General features: G+C 41.0%; 9 protein-coding genes. 1 reads left to right on the plus strand and 8 read right to left on the minus strand.

Annotated elements, in window-relative coordinates; all coding sequences use genetic code 11:
* Positions 1-90: 90 nt before the first annotated feature.
* A complete protein-coding gene (locus tag KJB35_RS05020) occupies positions 91-1,074 on the minus strand; it encodes a porin (RefSeq protein ID WP_285469403.1) in 984 nt (327 codons plus the stop codon).
* 108 nt (positions 1,075-1,182) lie between these two features.
* Here KJB35_RS05020 and KJB35_RS05025 point away from each other — a divergent pair, with 108 nt between their 5' ends.
* On the plus strand, positions 1,183-2,124 hold the full coding sequence (locus KJB35_RS05025) for a calcium/sodium antiporter (protein WP_285469404.1): 942 nt from the start codon (positions 1,183-1,185) through the stop codon (positions 2,122-2,124).
* A gap of 54 nt (positions 2,125-2,178) precedes the next feature.
* Here the strand turns inward: KJB35_RS05025 and KJB35_RS05030 are convergent, their stop codons facing one another.
* The 7 genes from KJB35_RS05030 to KJB35_RS05060 all read right to left on the minus strand — a co-directional run.
* On the minus strand, positions 2,179-3,642 hold the full coding sequence (locus KJB35_RS05030; RefSeq protein ID WP_285469406.1) for an ATP-binding cassette domain-containing protein: 1,464 nt from the start codon (positions 3,640-3,642) through the stop codon (positions 2,179-2,181).
* A 530-nt stretch (positions 3,643-4,172) separates the two neighbouring features.
* Positions 4,173-4,631, minus strand: coding sequence for a hypothetical protein (locus KJB35_RS05035; RefSeq protein WP_285469408.1), 459 nt, complete (start codon positions 4,629-4,631; stop codon positions 4,173-4,175).
* The gene (locus KJB35_RS05040) at positions 4,631-5,884 is read right to left on the minus strand and encodes an HlyD family efflux transporter periplasmic adaptor subunit (protein WP_285469410.1); all 1,254 of its coding nucleotides are present in this window, start codon (positions 5,882-5,884) and stop codon (positions 4,631-4,633) included. The genes KJB35_RS05035 and KJB35_RS05040 overlap by 1 nt, the downstream gene beginning before the upstream one ends.
* The gene (locus KJB35_RS05045) at positions 5,881-7,080 is read right to left on the minus strand and encodes a TolC family protein (RefSeq protein WP_285469411.1); all 1,200 of its coding nucleotides are present in this window, start codon (positions 7,078-7,080) and stop codon (positions 5,881-5,883) included. The genes KJB35_RS05040 and KJB35_RS05045 overlap by 4 nt, the downstream gene beginning before the upstream one ends.
* Before the next feature lie 149 nt (positions 7,081-7,229).
* Positions 7,230-8,078 (minus strand): hypothetical protein, encoded by an 849-nt coding sequence (locus KJB35_RS05050; RefSeq protein ID WP_285469412.1) that lies wholly within the window; start codon positions 8,076-8,078, stop codon positions 7,230-7,232.
* The gene (locus KJB35_RS05055) at positions 8,078-8,548 is read right to left on the minus strand and encodes a hypothetical protein (protein WP_285469414.1); all 471 of its coding nucleotides are present in this window, start codon (positions 8,546-8,548) and stop codon (positions 8,078-8,080) included. The genes KJB35_RS05050 and KJB35_RS05055 overlap by 1 nt, the downstream gene beginning before the upstream one ends.
* 90 nt (positions 8,549-8,638) lie before the next feature.
* Positions 8,639-17,527 (minus strand): Ig-like domain-containing protein (locus KJB35_RS05060; RefSeq protein ID WP_285469415.1); only part of this gene is annotated, 8,889 nt, incomplete at its 5' end.

Here is a 17,527-nt window from a genome sequence, read left to right on the forward strand (position 1 = left end):
GAACAATGGTTCGGGATAGTTTACTTGACGAAAAAAAGACCAATAATTCAAGAATCATTGGTCTTTTTTATTCTATTTTGATGGAAGCAGTTAGAAGTCGTAAATCATACCTAGTGTATGCATAAAGTCATTCTTTCCACCATCTAGATCACTACGGTCATTGTGTGCAAAACCGATGTATCCACGTAGGTTCTTGCTGTACTGGTAATCAGCTGCCAATCTAGTTACTACAGTTAGGTATGGATCTACATCAGCGTACTCGTAGATTGATGCAACGCCGACTTTGAATGACCATTTGTCCGAATACTGGTACGAACCTGTCACAGATGTGGTTAGGTGCTCAACTTCTTTGTTAGCAAAATCTTTATAGTTAACAATGAGTCCCATATCGAACTTATCGTTGAACTGGTAATTCATGCCTGTTTTGTACTGCTTAACGGTATTTAAAACTTTAGACTTAGATGTGGTTTCATCATATTCGTAACCTGCTGCAAAATCTAAGCTTTCCAACAGGTTAATTTTTGTAGACACCGACACCATGTCTCCTACATTTGCACGACTGTTTCCAGCAGCAACATCAGCAGCAACATAAATTCCATTGTCAAAGGTACGACTCAAGGATAAGCGTTCGTGATCTCGAACCGCATCGCCAACTTCAAAATCTTCAGTGAAGTGGTCATCAAACTTGTCAAAATCGCGAGTCACCATATCAAACGAACTAGCAGCACGACCAACAACTACATCACCAATATCTGTAGAAAAAGTTGCATTTAATCGATCTAACTCAAATCCGCCCGTGCCCTTGTAGCGCGAACGAAGATCAAATTTAACATCGATAGGTGCATTATTGGCGATAGTACCCGTCAATCCTATCTCTGAATTTCGTGTTACAGTAATTTCGTCAGTTCGTTTTTCTTCTTGCACTTTGAATGAGTCATAACCAATACCGATTTGACCATAGATTGTCGCCTCACCAGCATCACCTTTGAGTGTGTATGCATGTGCTGAAAGAGAAGCGCTTGCCATTACAGCTAGTGCTGCAATGCGCGTAAGATGTGTTTTGTTGATAAGCATTCGATTGTATTTTGAGAAAACTGTATTTTTTATTCTGCATTAAAACAAGTAACTCTGATAAATAATGCTACATTAGACCACTCATAACTCTTCAGGTATTAAAAACCAATGTTGACATCTATCATAATTCTAATACTAGGCATGATTGCGCTAATCGTGTCTGCTGACAAACTCGTTGACGGCGCTTCAGCTATGGCTAAAAATTTTGGCGTAGCTCCACTCGTTATCGGAATGACTATAATTGCCTTTGGATCTTCAGCTCCAGAAGTTGTTGTTTCCGGAATGGCGGCACTTAATGGCATGGGTGATACCGCAATTGGTAATGTACTTGGCTCTAACATTGCGAATATTGGTCTGATTCTTGGTATAACGGCAATCGTAGTGCCGATTAAAATTAGCAAAGGGACTGTGAGTGAAGTTCCATTCTTTTTATTTTCGACATTCGTTGGTGTTTGTGCACTAGTTTTCTCGGAGTCAATCAACATTATCGAAGGGATTGTTCTTATCGCGACCCTCCTCTTGTTCCTAAAAATTCAATACAAGAAAGGTATGGCAGTATCTAATGTTGAAGATGAACAAGATATTGCTGAAATGAGCAATGCAAAGGCATTTCTTTTCATCATTATTGGGTTGGTAGGACTACCAATTGCATCAAACTACATTGTTGAGTCTTCAGTTGTTATTGCCAAATTCTTCGGCATGTCCGATCTTGTTATTGGGCTAACGATCATCGCTGTTGGAACCAGCTTACCTGAGTTAGCAGCGTCAGTTGCCAGCGTAAGAAAGAAACAGTTTGATATGGCTATCGGCAACGTTATTGGCTCAAACATTTTTAACATACTTGCTGTTCTATCGGTGCCAGCCTTCATGTCGAATGCTGCTGTTGATGAACTGGCGATTATGCGTGATACACCCGCGATGGTTGTTTTTTCTCTGCTACTAGTTGCCTTTTGCCATAGCAAAGGCAAGTCAATAACAAGGCCGTTCGGTGTTCTACTTGTTTTACTTTACTGTGGCTACCAAGCATTAGTTCTTTCGTCTGTAGGATAATAAACATCCACCAGCACCAAAAAAATTAAAGCCCCTTCGATAAGGGGCTTTGTTTTATGCCTGCTTTGAGGTGACTGAAACAGAAGGATTAGGAGATCTCAGAACTTTTGCCTTGTCATTCTTGATTACCTCACCTCTGTCCATATCAAGCATGTTGTCAGCCATCTGCATGAGAATAGGACTGTGCGTTGCGTAGATCAAAATCGCCTTAGGAAACTTCCTTCTCAACTGAGACATAAACCCTTTAGCCTCATCTGGAGAAAAATTTGAACACGGTTCATCCATAATTATCATTGAAGGTTTATCTCCTATAGAACGCACCATGAGTAACCTTTGCATCTGACCTGTTGAGACTTTCAACAAGTCCGCTTTATCTTGATACATTGCCTCTTGACTCATTACATAGTTACACCCAAAGAATTTCAGATTATCAAAGATAGATTTGTTCGCTTTGCCGTACTTAATTTCAAAATTGAAATACAAAGAGTCATTCAAGAACTTGTCCTCTGGGGAATAGTAAGCCAGTTCACGCGTCGCGAATTCTTCCGAGTATTCAGAAACAGATATCCCATTAAACAAAGAATGTCCTTTAGAAGGGGTATCTATACCTGCAAGAATTCTCATTAGAGAACTTTTCCCACTACCAACCTTCCCTACTATACAAAGGCTATCACCAGATTTAAGAGTAAAGTTAACTCCTTCAAAAGCAATGTCGTCGTCATACCCTTTCGCTAGATCTTTAACGACTAATCGATTTACTCCATCATTAGGTACATTGAGCGATTTAGTCCCTCTATAACTCATCAGCAAATCGTCTTGATGAAGTGACTGTACAGCGCCATCCATTTTACTTTTCGCAACGAATATCTGATAGATTCGGTTACAAGCGGCTGAGATACCAGAAGCACAACGTCCGTTTAATAGCATCAAGGCAATAACCGACGATTGCTCTAGTGAGCCACCCCGTATCGCGAAATAAGCTGCAATGAAGATGATTACGATCGATGTTGAAGTGAATAGCTTTAGTACGCCCGATGCAGTCTCCTCGTGATTCATTATGCTTTCGTTAAATCTTGAAACTTCATCTGTCATCGAACGCCATTTATCTCTAATCATGTCAAAATTAAGAAGCCCGAAAAACCTTCGTGAACGATTCATCCCTATTAAGTATGTCAGCTTTTGATCGTTCATTTGGTTCATTGCAAGTATCTTTCTATAAGCGTCAAACTTTGTCTTAAGGGCTACACCTGCAAGCAAGAAATACACTGTAATTGGGAAAACGGCATAAACGCCTAGTAGAAATGTAAATGCTACCATGATTAGGATGACTGTTAAGACATCGAGCATTACATGGCCGACATGTCTCCATATTTGAAGTACAGATTCAGTCGCAGTCTTCCACTGAACTATCGCGTCCTTGGTTGTGGTTTTAGATACAACATCAAAAAAGAAGTACTCAGAAGCTTTAGTCTCGTACTCTATTTTTCTATTAACCTCAGTCATTATCGACTTTTTCATCACATACTCGATCATGAAAATGACGACAAAAATGCCCGATATAAACAACAATGAGGATACGGACTCCCCATGCACCAATCGAGAATTAAAAAGGTTTGAGTATGTAGGAGATGCCATTACAAAGAAAACTAGACATAGAAGCACAAGAGACACTCTAGGAGTTCTTCTCAACAGGGTGCCAACAATTCTCTCTGAGTTTAAGTATCTAGTGCTGCGTTTAATGTAAAAACACCTTGCCTCTGAAATGTTGTCAAACTCAATGCCGTTTGAGTAATAAAACTTTCCTCCAGCATATGAGACAAGGAAATACTCTTCCCCTATTTCAGCAACAAAAGTGGGTGGTATATAAGACCTAGTATCATAGGGAAACTCGATAACGGTATGCTTCAGAAGCAAATGTTCATTGTCGCTTACATTCTTCTCTAAGATATCCTTTAAAGAGCCACCTTTGTACTGGCCTATTCGATCAAATAAGGAGTTGACCTTTAGATACTGGTTAACAACTTTGTTTGGGTTAGAACTCTTCATTTCTAGTGTTTAAATTTAATAATCGCGCTATCTGTATCACTTGGGTCGTACTTTGTGATCAAGATATAGCAGCGACTGCTTTCATGAGTTTTAGTAGGAGCAGTGGCTTTTGAGTGTTTAATATGTTCTTCAGCATCTTCAAATTTTGTCAGGTATACAAAGTTGTATGCTGTGTACCTTTCAGCGGTAAACTTATCTAGACGCTCTCCATATCTACACGTTGTTCCAAGGCTAATGTCATGGTTACCCCGACGCTCGATATATCTATCGATTGTCTTGTTTATAATCTCATCCGTCAGAAGGTAAGATTCTATCGGAAACAGCAGACCCGAGTCATTTTCTAATTGGTACTTACCTGCTGTTGGTGCCAATTGAGCCTGAATGAATGACACCAGAAGGGTCACAAATATCAACACAATTCCCAACAACGCTGATGCTAATACAGCTACAAATCCAAGCATTAGTTATATGGTTCAAATTTGGCTCCGTTCTTAACAAACACACTTTTCAGGTAGTCCCATAGGCTAACTGTCCAGCCAACACCGTATACCCTAACCTCAGTGCCCTCGTCTAAGTTCAGATTTTTATTATCGGGAGTGATCTTAACTTTGTAATATCTTTTCTCCCCTTCTCTAGTATCGTCCTTGAACGAGTCCTCGCTAATATGGACTATCTTTCCTTCGACCACTGCACGTGAAGAGGCAAGACTCGGCTGAATCCTAACCTTCATTCCGTTCGCTATGTTTGAGCGATACTTTGTATCAAATCTCGCATTAACGACGATGTTTGAGTCATTCTTTTTAAGAATCATTACTTTCTCAGACTCTTCCAACCAATAGTCTTCACCAACATTCTCCTCGACGTTCAAAACAACACCTGAAATCGGGGAGTGGATCGTAGAGCGAGCAATTTTCAATTTACTCAATTCAAGCTCGTAGTTGGTTACAGACAAATCATCTTCAGACTTAACCACCTTTTCTGTTGTTGTCACTAAGCGATTACTGATCTCTGTATAGATGACATTCTTTTTGTTTGAAATATCGATCGATAGACGCGTCCCTTCTGACTGGTACTCGTTTTTACGTTGAGAAAGACTATTTAGTTCTCGTAACGTATCGTCAATTTGTAGCTTTGTGGCATTATGCTTCTCTAGCCTATCAACTTTACTCTCAAGTATTCTTAAACTCTTATCGAGAATTTTTTCTTCAACATTCTTCGCCGCTATCAGCTTTTCGATACTTTCCTTATACTCAAAGTAGTCAGCAACTTTCCACTCAAAGCTTTTAGCCACCCCAAGTGCTAGCGGGTCACCCAAGGATTTAACTCCACATTCTGTTAATCCATTAGGCAACAAAGAAATATCTTCCCTTTCGAGCACATTCATCAAGTATGTGAGATAGCAGATCTCGCCTTTATCTACTTTTATACTGTGTTCTAAAGATGCTTTATTATCTGTAAGGCTCTTAGTCCTAAAGATTATATCTTGGTTATCAAATGCAATTAGTGGAGTCCCCGGCTCTACCGCCGTACCCGCACTAACAAACACCTTACTTACATTCCCAACCATCGGTGACTTAATGAGGATGTTGTTGGCATCCCCATCAATATAACCATTAGCTGGCGAAACAAGCTCGATTTGAGCAAGGTTAAGTCCTACACCGAACCCTACTAAAGCAATTACAGAACAAAGAAACTCTGTTCTTGGATTCCTCATAGTTCTCCTGTCATTACTTGTACAGAGATCATTGTGTCCACCAGTGTCGCCTCTGTATCAGTTTTTTGTTGAACCGTTGCATAGTAAGAACTCCAAGACTGAATTAACTCGTACAAACTAGTTAAGTTAATCTCATATTCATCACCACGCTCTTTGATCAAACTTTTCTTGTAATCTAAAGATTCAACAAGAGAATCCCATAACGCCTTATTGCTGTTCAGGATGTTCATTTGAGCCTCTAGACCCAATTGAGTATCTCTTGTCATTTGCTCTAGCATATAGCGCTCAGAATCGTATCTGTGGACATTCTGGCGCTCCTTCCAGTAATTGCTCGGATTCACTAAATCGATAGTCAACTGCAAGCCAACTTCAGTATTTGCATTACTGAAGTTGTACTCTTGGAACTCTGATTTCGCGTAAGCATCAAGTTTGTACCAGTTGTCTGCTGCATCAAGATTGAAGCGAGCGACCTTAGCCTCCAGTTGTTTCTTCATTAGTGATTTGTTTTTGTCTACTGAAAGCACAGGATGTTGAGCCATAAAACTAACAATTTCTTTCAACTCGACTTCTAAATCTGTAGGGTACGGGCGACCTGTTGTTTTCTCTAAGTCAATTTTCAGTTGGTCAATTTTCAATTTAATTGCCAAGATTGAAGACTCCATTTCCTTCAGAAGAACCATTGAGGTCGTTGAATCTGAAGTTTTAGCCAGACCACCATCAACCTTATTGCTGATATCTGCATTTATCTTGTTTGCGCGATCGATTATGCGCTCACCTTCTTTAATCAAGTGCTCATAGAGTGCAACTTTGTATACAGAAGACATAATCTGTGCACGCATGTTGCTTGCCTCTGTTTCAATCGCCAGTTTAGATATGTCAGCTTTTGAATGAAGACTATCAAGAATGTCAGAGCGATTACCTTGAAGAATATTGGAACGAAGAGTTAACGTACTATCGCGAGCTTCCGAGCGATTCTCTACATTAATCTTATTATCTAACTCATACTTAAGCGATGGGTGGTAGAAGTTTTCTTGCTCCTTAATTGCCTCAAGATCTGCCTCGTGAGCGCTTTGAAGGGCTTTTATTTTAGGTGATGCTTCAAGAGAACTATCGACAAACTCGTTTATCGATAGTGCGTACACATTTGATGTGCTCAGCGCCATAGTAAGCGCAAGTGGTAGGTATTTTAGCTTCATGTATATCTATTTAAATTTGCCCCAAGCATAGTAAATAAACAGAGAAATAAAAAATCGAATTTGCTTAGTTGCATAGATTTTTGTTGATTATGAGGCACAAAATAAAAAGCCACTTCTCTCGAAGTGGCCTTATGAATCTATAAATGCATCTACTTATGATACTTTATTAATTTTTCAGTTGCCTTGGTATTAGCCTCTGTCGCCTTAATTAGCTTGGACAGAACCTTTTCTTGAGCTTGCTGCTGCTTAATCATCGATTGAATTACCTTATCTTGACTATCCATACGGTCGTTTAAAGCCTCTTCTCTTTCAATCTCTACAGAATAAATATCCGACAGCCTCTTTGTTGACTTAGTAAGCTCACCAACTTGTTTGCTGTTGTTGATAATTATGGAGGCGACCTCATTCTTATCAAGTGAAGTGCCAATAAGCTTGTTTATGTAAAGTTTTATTTGGTTATTGTCTTGAATCAGTTTTTGCATAGCCTGAAAATCCAACTCTATATCGTCACCATTACTAGAATCATCAGGGTCAAAATACTCCCTGAAACAAACGCCTGAAGCTAAGACAATTACAGAACCTGCTACACCCATAACCGACGTCAAGAACGCAAAGGCCATGGCATCAAGCGAACTACCGATAGCTACCATGATTCCTGAGATTTGCTCTTCAACACTTCCTCCCTTAGCACCTACTGCGCCAGCGATTTGTGTGATCATGTCCGTTAACCCCACAAACGTTCCGATTAGACCCAATGACACGACTATTGACGCACAGGCTCCAGAAATTGTTGCAAAAGTTTGCTTGTATTGAAGTTCGCGTTTTCTCGAAACATGAAAAATAAAGAAAACTAGGAGAGGCAACACTCCCATCACTAAACAACCAATTACAATCTCAGTTGCCAGTTCGTAAGCCATTGTTATTTGTTCATGTACTTTATCTACATAAAAAAACGCAGCAACCACCGCTGCATATATTAAATATCCTATGAAATGCATTATCTTAATCCCTCCAGTTCCACAAAGTAATAATTGAATTTTGTTATTGGTTTTATTTCGTAATCCAAGCCACTATCGGCTACGACTGATGCCATTTTCAAAGCATTAATCATTGCTCTTTTGATTGCTCTATCTTCCGAACTATTGTGAACAGGGTAATTAGATGTAATGCGTACTTTGCAGTCCAAACACTCCTTCTTAATCTTGTTGATTACTTTATTTATTGCTTCCAAATTTTTTTCTGGGGCAAAGCTGTTATAAAAAACAAACTGTCCATTGTTGTCGCGAATTTTGTCAAAATTGAGTTCTAGACTTTCCATGATGTGAGCACGAGTACCCACATTTTCGACTTTAATTTGTCTAGAAACTGCATCAACCTGAGCCATAACGAAGAAACAAATCAATAGAATAAATACAGCCAAAGTCGCGCTCAAAGCATCTGCCATAGGCGCTAAAGCATCTTCATCCATCTTTTACTTTTAAATTTAGGTTTTCTGAATTAAAGACTCAAAAATAAATAAGGGCTGCATAGTGCAGCCCTTATTTTCTTATAACTTAATTTATGTATCCTCGATGTCCCTACCAATATAATCATCGTGCATGACAAATGAATTGGTTCCACTTTCTAAGCCAGATACAACAGGTGCTGAAGAAGCACTCATTGGTTCTCCGAGGATTATATTTCCGCTTGAGATTTCAGTATGACCCGAAGTTGTCTCGCTTAAAGTGTACGGAGTCACGGTAAAGTCAACAGCATCGTGTGCTTCGATAGACCAAGTACCATCTTTATCAGCCTTAGCACTATAAGTTTTATCTTCAATCTTTAACTCGACCAAAGAACCTGCATCCGAGACACCAGAGAAAACAGGAGATGAGCTCATGCATGTTACATCATCACTTCCTTCAGATTCGACGACATAATCTAGATCTCTAGCTTCACTTGCATCAATAAGCGATATTGTTCCGTATTGAATCTCACTCTTAACATTATCACTATTCGTAACATTAATTGTGTAGCTATATAAACCTAGATCCTCTAAAGCAATCTCAGCTTCCCATGCCCCACTAGCATCTGCAATAACTTCTCCTTTTGCGTCATCTACACACACTTCCACAATGTCACCAGCGGCAACATTACCACCAAAGACAACCACTGGTTCAGTGATCTCCATATCTTTGTGTGTAGATTCATCGGTGTGTTCAACCGAATCCTCTTGTACTGGCATCGAGTAGCTTCTTGCCGCCATTGGAGGCTCAACAGGGTCAGGCGTGTTTACAATAATATCCACACTAGAGCTCTGACTCACATTTCCAGCAGCATCAGTTGATGTGTACTCAACTGTGTGTGTGCCATCCTCAAGGTGTGTAGGCCAAGTCAGTGACCATTGCCCAGACTGTGTAACTTTCACTTCATGACTTTCATTGTTGATCGTAACTGTGACTGTTGCTCCCGCCTCGCCAGTACCAGTGAATTCAGGTAATGCGTCAGTGTGTCCATCACCATCAACCTGTGGTGTCAATGCTACATCTGGTGCCGTCTTATCAATTACCACAAGTCCATAATTAGGATTTGAGCGGTTCCCTGCTGCATCTTCTGTGTAGAAAACAAACAAATGCTGACCTTCGGATAGTTCGTTGCCCCAAGTTAACTTCCAGTTACCTTCAGCATCGACCTTCGTCTTAAACTCAATACCATCAATTGTGACGACCACACTTGCCCCTGCCTCGCCTGTTCCTTCGAATATTGGCTGTAGGTCTCCAGTAACGCCGTTACCTACATCAGAATCAGAGCTCAACCCACCATCGCAAGTAGGAGCAACCGTATCAATATGAAGATTCTTTTCGAATGTATTGGTGTTACCAGCAGCATCTTCAATCTGAATCTTAAAGCTATGATCACCATCACTTAAATTATCCGGAAGACTTAGTGACCAAGTTCCGTCAGGAGCAAGATGGAAGTCCTTGCCGCTTACATAATCTGCCCCATTAAATGTAATAGTCATTTTTGAAACAGTAGCCGAAACTTTTCCAGAGAATGATGGCGTTGTATTATTGGTAATCCAATCTCCATCAATGCCACTATCGTTATTTAAAACGGCACTTTCAACTTCAGGATCGCTACCCAGAATGGTAATCTTTCCATTGTATACAGACTCATTCCCAATACTATCTACAGCAGTGATCTTTATATTATGTTCGCCATCTGACAAATCAGTAGGTCGCGTAAATGCAAAGGTTCCATCTGCATTAAGATTGAAATCAACTCCACTAACATACTTAGTGCCTCCAATTTGAATAGTTACTGTAACAGCATCAGCTTCAACTTTACCGGATATGGTTGGGCGGACTACATTGGTAACCCAATCCCCTTCATCGCCGCTGTCTGTGTCTAACTGAACGTATTCAATTTCTGGTGCCGAAGCATTAACAACAAAGTCACCACTCAACTCCTCTTTATCCCAGTTGGTTGTTCCAGTTATTTTGTAGGTGTAAACGCCATCCTTAAGACCTGATAAATCAACAGTCCAAGTACCATCTGACTGAACAGAAGCGTACTTAGTAACAACTTTGCCACTTTCGTCAGTCAGTTTGATAGTTAGCGCGATACCTTCATCACCTGTACCACCCAAAGGAGTTGTAGCAGGGTTGAACTCTCCACCATTAGGAATATCAACAGTTAAGTTCTCAATAAAGTCTATAACTAAAGTCTCTTCAAGCTCACAGGTATTTTTGGCTACATCTGTGGACACAACTTTAATATCGTAATCACCATTAGCATCGAACGGTAAATCTACAGACCAAGACCCTCCGTTTGATGCCTTTACGGTTTTAAATAAAACACCATTAATGAAAATACTAATGTCAGCGCCACCTTCAGCAAAACCAGACATTTTCGTCGTTTCCCAATTCCCTTCATCATCAAACTGCTTCTCCATCTTATCGATGCCAATTAGTTCGTTTACCGTATCAACAACCAAACTGCCTTTGTGGTATACGTATCTACCTGATTGCTCCCAGTAAACGATGTCGTAGCTATAACTGCCGTCCGCAATTGCCTTATCAGCAGGGATCGTGTAATCCCAGTTACCTACTCCTTTTGGTAATTGGAATGTGAAATTGTAGTTTTCCAGACCAAACAATCGAATTGACACTTGCCATGCATTATCTGCATCTTGAGTACCTGAGAACGTAGGATTCGATGTCCCAATAACCCAGTTGTTATCATCTCCAATCACATCATCGTTATTATTGACGGTGAACTCATCAGTTGAGGTATCTACCTTCAACTTCATACTCTGGCTAGTCGTGTTACCAGCAGCATCTTCGATCTTAATGCTCGCATCATAGATTCCATCTTTAAGAGGAATACGAACTGAGAAATTACCAGCGTCGTCAGTATTACCTATGTAATCAACACCATTGATAGTCACCGTAATCTTCGCGTTAGCATCATTGTTTTTAAGCTTACCGTTAATAAACCAATTATCGTGAGGGATATTCCATACACCATCAACCAAGCGGCCACCACCGTAGCTTCCTGTCCATGGTCTTAGAGTTTCAACAATCACACTATTATCTATAACTAGATCTTTTGGTTCTGTCGAAGCAGTGTTATCAGACTTATCTTTCGCCTCAACAACGTACGTATATTTACCATCATCAAGCGCAGAGCCACTAGGAACCTTAACTGTCCACATGCCGTTGCGGTCAACAACCGTATCTAAAGTCTGAACCACTTTGCCAGACGCATCCCTGATTGTTACTTTTATCTCCGCATTCGCATCACCGATCCCTTTAAACGTCGGTGTCTTCACTTGTGTAATTCCGTCCGTGTCATAGAATCCAGTATCGTCCTCGATAGACAAACCACCTTCTACAGAAGTTCCTGTGTTGACGTAGAAGAAATCACTCTTCTCTGAACTATTACCAGCCTTATCATATGCAGTGATCGTGTAATGAATCTCACCATCAGGAAGGGCGTGCATATCTTCCGGTTCAAATCTCCAATTACCATTCTTATCAGATGTAACCGTGTATGATTCTCCATCGATCTCAAGTACGACTTTTGAGTTTGGCTCCGTCGTACCTGAGATTAGAGGTTTATTTACATCAACCTCTTTCCCGTTGTAGTCATTAAGACCAATTACTGGCGGGGTTCTATCTACATTGAATGTGTAAGTGTCATCATGCTTATTTCCAGCAGCATCAGTTACCGAGTAATTTATCGTGTAACTTCCATCCGTCAGGTCGAAATTGATGATTTTCGATAAATCAAACTCCCACTCACCCTTATCATTTGTGGTAGTGGAACCAAGGTTAGCTGGCGAGCTAATATCATGACCTGAGAGAGTAGCTGTAATAGTAAGTCCGCTTTCACCTGTACCAGATACCGATGGCTTCCCTAAATTCGTAAGGTTGTCACCTTTGTCTCCAGTGTCAGAATCACTACTTAAGGTCGCTGAAGTAACAACTTGAGTATCGAGTTTCACAGAGCCCGTAACCTCAGTCTTATTACCCGCTAGATCGTAAGCAAAAACTTGATAAGAATATGTCCCATCTGCAAGCTTGTCAGGAACAACAAACTCCCAAGTCCCATCTCCATTTACAGGGACAGTGTAAGTTTTTCCATTTAAAACAATCTGTACTTTCCATAAATCATCAGATGTGCTGCTACCTGAAAAATCTAAATGACCCTTATTTGCTCCGGACTCAATCCCCGCAGTATGATTGTCATCAGATTTCACACCTGTATCGGTCTTAAGTCCAGCTGTCAGGTTTGGCGCAGTTAGGTCAACAGAGATTGATCCAGTAACAGGTTGGCTACTCGTGTTATCCGCGTGGTCGACTGAAGTTATCTTATAGGTGTAATCACCCTCTGATAGAGCATCGGAGATACGTAACTTCCAGTTACCGCTTCCATCAGCAGTTGCAGTGAACGTCCTTTCTTCATGGATGCCATTAAAGTCGCCAGTTATTGCAATGTGAATAGTTGCATTAGGATCGGCTTTACCAGAGAACGTAGGGTTTTTCTGGTTGGTAAGATTGTCGTCAGCTACGCCTGTGTCACTTGTTGAATCCATGCCACCAGAAACCACAGTATCAGTCTTGATCTCAAGTTTTCCATTATGAACATCGCGGTTACCTGCCTTATCCGTAGTCGTCATTACAAAAGTAAAGTGACCATCTGGCAAATCCTTTGTTAGTTCAAACATAACGGTTTCAGAAACAGCTCGCGTAGTTTTAGTAAACACCACTGCTCCACTAGCATCTTTCACTTCAAGATGAACTAAATTCTGAGGCTCAGTTTTTACTTTAAATTTAGGCTGAATAGTATTCGTAACCCAGTCCCCGTCCTTACCGGAGTCTGTTGATGCATCTAACTCAACACTCGCAGAAATCTTAGTGTCAACAACCATTGTTTTAGTTGGACTCTTCTCGTAATTGCCAGCTCTATCTTCGACATAAACGTTGTACTTGTATGTGCCATCAGAAACATCACTCAAGTTAATTGAATAAGTACCATCAGGATTGATAACGCCTTCAATTTCGCGACTCTCACCTTCAAACTTAATGTATACACGAACGACATCAGCGCTTGCTTTACCGACAACGCGTGGGCTGTTCACATTTGTAATTCCATCAGTTGAACTTTCACCCTTGTCATCGTCAGGATGTAGTCCAGCTTCCGTAATGGTCGGCTTAACTGTATCTACTTCAAACTTAAACCAAACATCATCATTTACGTTACCAGCGGTATCTGTAGCAATTACCTGCACGTCATACTCGCCATCAGGCCATGTTTTGTTAACTGTTACTGTCCAGCTTCCATCTGAACGCACATTGGCCTCGTAAGACTCACCAAGAATTTTAATAACTACTTTAGTACCTGACTCTGTAGTGCCCGAGAAGGTCAGGTTACTATTGTTCTTTGTGATACCATCGTTATTGTTGATACCAGTTTCACTGACAGAAGCTAAACGCCCAGAAACATCTGTTGGTGGAGCAGTATCAATCACGATATCACCGCGCTTAACTGAAGCGTTCCCTGACTTGTCTTCGGCACGCACAACCCAGTCATACTCTCCATCAGGCAACTCGGGAGCACTGAACGTCCAAGAACCATCCTCATTCACATTAATTGGATGTTTCTTACCATTGATAGTAATCCAAACCTTACAGCCAGCCTCTACCGTACCTGTAATTACAGGTCTATTGTCGTTCGTTACCCAGTCATTCTTATCGCCAGAATTCGAGTTGTCATCTAGCTCAACTGTAAGGCTGCGAGGATTTACTGTATCTACTGTTATCTTTTCATTACTTGTTGCTTTGTTACCCGCCTGATCAACAGAAACCACAGTAAAGTCATAAGCCCCATCAGGAACTGTTTCTCCAGTAAAGAATTCTGACAGTTCTAATGTAAACTCCCCATTTGCATTAGCAGTTACAACCACCTCTTTCTTGTCTGAACCAGAGGTATTCATAGTGATCGTAACTCTAGAGAACGGATCAGTTTTACCTATGTAAACTGGTTTGTTTTCACTAGTTATACCATCTGTGTCTGACCAACCAGAATCTTGTCCATCTGTAAGTTCAAACTCTAGACTGTTAGTCTTATCAATCGTGATAGAGCCAGTATGCTCAGTTGTATTACCCGCGACATCTTTAGCCACCACGGTAAAGCTATATTCACCATCGGATAGTTCATTAGCCACTAACGCTTCCCAATTGCCGTGTTCATCAACTTGCGCGTAATATTTTTTGTGATTAATTGTTAACTCAACAGTACAACCAGCCTCGACTGTACCAACAAATCTAGGAGTGTTGTCCTGCGTCATCCAGTTACCTGTACTACCAGTATCCGACTCAGCATGTAGATTCACGGTTAGATCTTCAGGGTCTTTTGTATCAACAAGGACATCAACCTTCTTGTTCATGCTATTGCCAGCTGTATCCGTAACCTTAGCCCTAAACTCATAATTACCGTCATCAAGTTCCGTCTTAGCATCTGCATACCATGTTCCGTCTGAGTTAACGGTGGCAGTTACAGTTTCAACAAGCTGTCCTTTATCATCGAAAATTTTCACCTCGACCTTGTCTCCTGCATCAACTCGACCAGAAACACGCGGCTTATTGAAATTCGTAACCACGTCATCCTTGTCATTTGAGTTTGTGAGATCATCAAGACCTATAGAGATATTGATACTGGTATCGATTTCAAAATCACCGCTATGTGTAACTGTGTTGTTTGCAGGATCGGTAGATTCAACAACATAACTGTATTCACCGTCAGCGAAATCAGAAGGAAGCTGATCACCGGATATAACCCACTTACCAGTTGAGTCGGCTTGAGTGTTTAGAGTGATCACAGAACCATCAGGTTTTGTAATTCTCAAGACAACATCTGAGTCAGCATCAGTACTGCCAGAAAACGCTGGACGTGTTTCTTTAGTTATACCGTCACTGTTTGATGTACCCTTGTCTGAAGCCGAATCAATACCACCAGCTACTGTGTTGGTCTTATCAATTGAGATTGTCTTTGAATGAGTCGAGCTATTTCCTGCCTTATCAGTACTTACTATTGTGATGAGGTGGTTACCCTCATCTAACCCCGAAACATCCAGAGTCCAAGTGCCATCCTCTTTCACCGACACGTTGTGCGAATCTGAACCCACCCTAACAATCACTGTTGTTCCAAAATCGGCCTTACCGCTTAACGTGAAGTCAGATTTATTTGTCGTCCAATCGCCTTTCAAACCTGTGTCATCTGCCCCTCTGAGGTTTAACGTAGGCTTTATAGGATCGGTTGTATCCACAACAATCTTCCCGCTATCCGTATCCGTGTTGCCACTTTTGTCGGTAGACGTAACTTTCCAGTTGTACTCAATGCCGTCTTTTTGGTTTCCATCCAATTGACCTACAGTAACTTCCCACTTACCGTTTGCTTCCACTGTAGCCTCGAATCTTTGTCCATCAATTTCGAGTACAATTTTTGAACCTTCCTCGCCAACACCACTAAAGACGATATTTTCTGATGCTGTTATTCCATCAGAAGTATTTGAACCAGTATCGGAATCCTGAGCAAGACGCGCAGTTACAGTTGTTGAAGAATCTATCTCAACGGTTCCAGATGTCGTTTTTTCATTGCCTGCAATATCATTTGAAACAACTGTCCAAACATATTCCTTGTCTGGTAATGCATCTGTCACCTGAATGCGCCACGTCCCATCCTCACCAACAGTAGTTGAGTAATTCTTTCCGTTAATATTCAGTGTAACGGTTGCACCTGCTTCACCTTCTCCTGCAAACCAAGGCATTTTAGAACTTGTGGTTTTATCGCCTTTCTCCCCGCTATCCGAGTCAGACTCAAGATGAGCTGAAACTGTGGTTGAGGTGTCAACATTAATTGAACCACGCTCCGTCTTTGTATTTCCTGCCTTATCTGTGGCAACTACAACCCAGTTGTGGTCACCAGTTGGCAATTCATCACTAACAGTTATAAACCACGAACCATCCTCTCCTACTGTCGTAGAGTAATCTTGGTTATTAATTGTCAGCTTGATCTTTGATCCAGCTTCGCCAGTGCCAGAAAATGACGGAGACTGCTCTCGTGTAATGTTGTCATTGTTTTTATCACCAGAGTCAGAGCTCTGATCAAGACGTGCAGTGAGCGATGTAGTAGTGTCTATTTCAATCTTGCCGACAATTTCTTTTTCGTTACCCGCACCATCTACAGCTGTCACACTCCAGTTGAATTTACCATCTGGCAATTCGTCTGTTACCGCAACTGACCAATTACCTTCAGAATCAACAACAGTATGATAGTCCTTTCCATTTACATGCAGCTTTATCTCTGCTCCAACTTCACCTGTACCTTTAAAAGTCGGAGACTTGATGTTTGAGATACCATCTGATTTCGAATCACCTGAGTCGGAGTCTTGATCAAGACCTCCATCTAGGGTTATTAGTGTATCGATAGTGACCTTTCCTGAGATGTCTTCTCTGTTTCCAGCACTATCCTCGATGATTGCTGTCCAATCATAATCCCCGTCTTTCAGCTCGTTAGGGACATTAATCTCCCAGTTACCCGATTCATCAACTTTAACGTTGTATGACTTCTTGTTGATCACGAGCGTAACTGTAGCCCCTATCTCACCAGTTCCGGTAAAGGTTGGCGTTTTGTCATTTGTATAATTAACCTTTGTCCCTGAATCGGAATTAGAGTCCAGACCACCATCAATTTCAGTAACGGTATCAATAGTAACTTGACCACTTTCTTCTGCGCGGTTGCCTGATTTATCTACAGAAACAACAGTCCAGTCGTAATCACCGTCGCTAAGTAGATCTGAAACTTTTAGTGACCAAGTACCGCTCTCCAGAACTTCCGTAGAGTAGTTTTTCCCATTAATTGTGAGAGTTACTGTAGCCCCTGCTTCACCAGTTCCACTGAA

The organism is Vibrio sp. D431a, from assembly GCF_030248655.1.
In the GTDB taxonomy this organism is placed as follows: domain Bacteria; phylum Pseudomonadota; class Gammaproteobacteria; order Enterobacterales; family Vibrionaceae; genus Vibrio; species Vibrio alginolyticus.

Bases quoted from the DNA above. Each gene is read 5' to 3' on its own strand.
- KJB35_RS05020 (WP_285469403.1), bottom strand. From the start codon at position 1,074: ATGCTTATCAACAAAACACATCTTACGCGCATTGCAGCACTAGCTGTA.
- KJB35_RS05025 (WP_285469404.1), top strand. From the start codon at position 1,183: ATGTTGACATCTATCATAATTCTAATACTAGGCATGATTGCGCTAATC.
- KJB35_RS05030 (WP_285469406.1), bottom strand. From the start codon at position 3,642: ATGAAAAAGTCGATAATGACTGAGGTTAATAGAAAAATAGAGTACGAG.
- KJB35_RS05035 (WP_285469408.1), bottom strand. From the start codon at position 4,631: ATGCTTGGATTTGTAGCTGTATTAGCATCAGCGTTGTTGGGAATTGTG.
- KJB35_RS05040 (WP_285469410.1), bottom strand. From the start codon at position 5,884: ATGAGGAATCCAAGAACAGAGTTTCTTTGTTCTGTAATTGCTTTAGTA.
- KJB35_RS05045 (WP_285469411.1), bottom strand. From the start codon at position 7,080: ATGAAGCTAAAATACCTACCACTTGCGCTTACTATGGCGCTGAGCACA.
- KJB35_RS05050 (WP_285469412.1), bottom strand. From the start codon at position 8,078: ATGCATTTCATAGGATATTTAATATATGCAGCGGTGGTTGCTGCGTTT.
- KJB35_RS05055 (WP_285469414.1), bottom strand. From the start codon at position 8,548: ATGGATGAAGATGCTTTAGCGCCTATGGCAGATGCTTTGAGCGCGACT.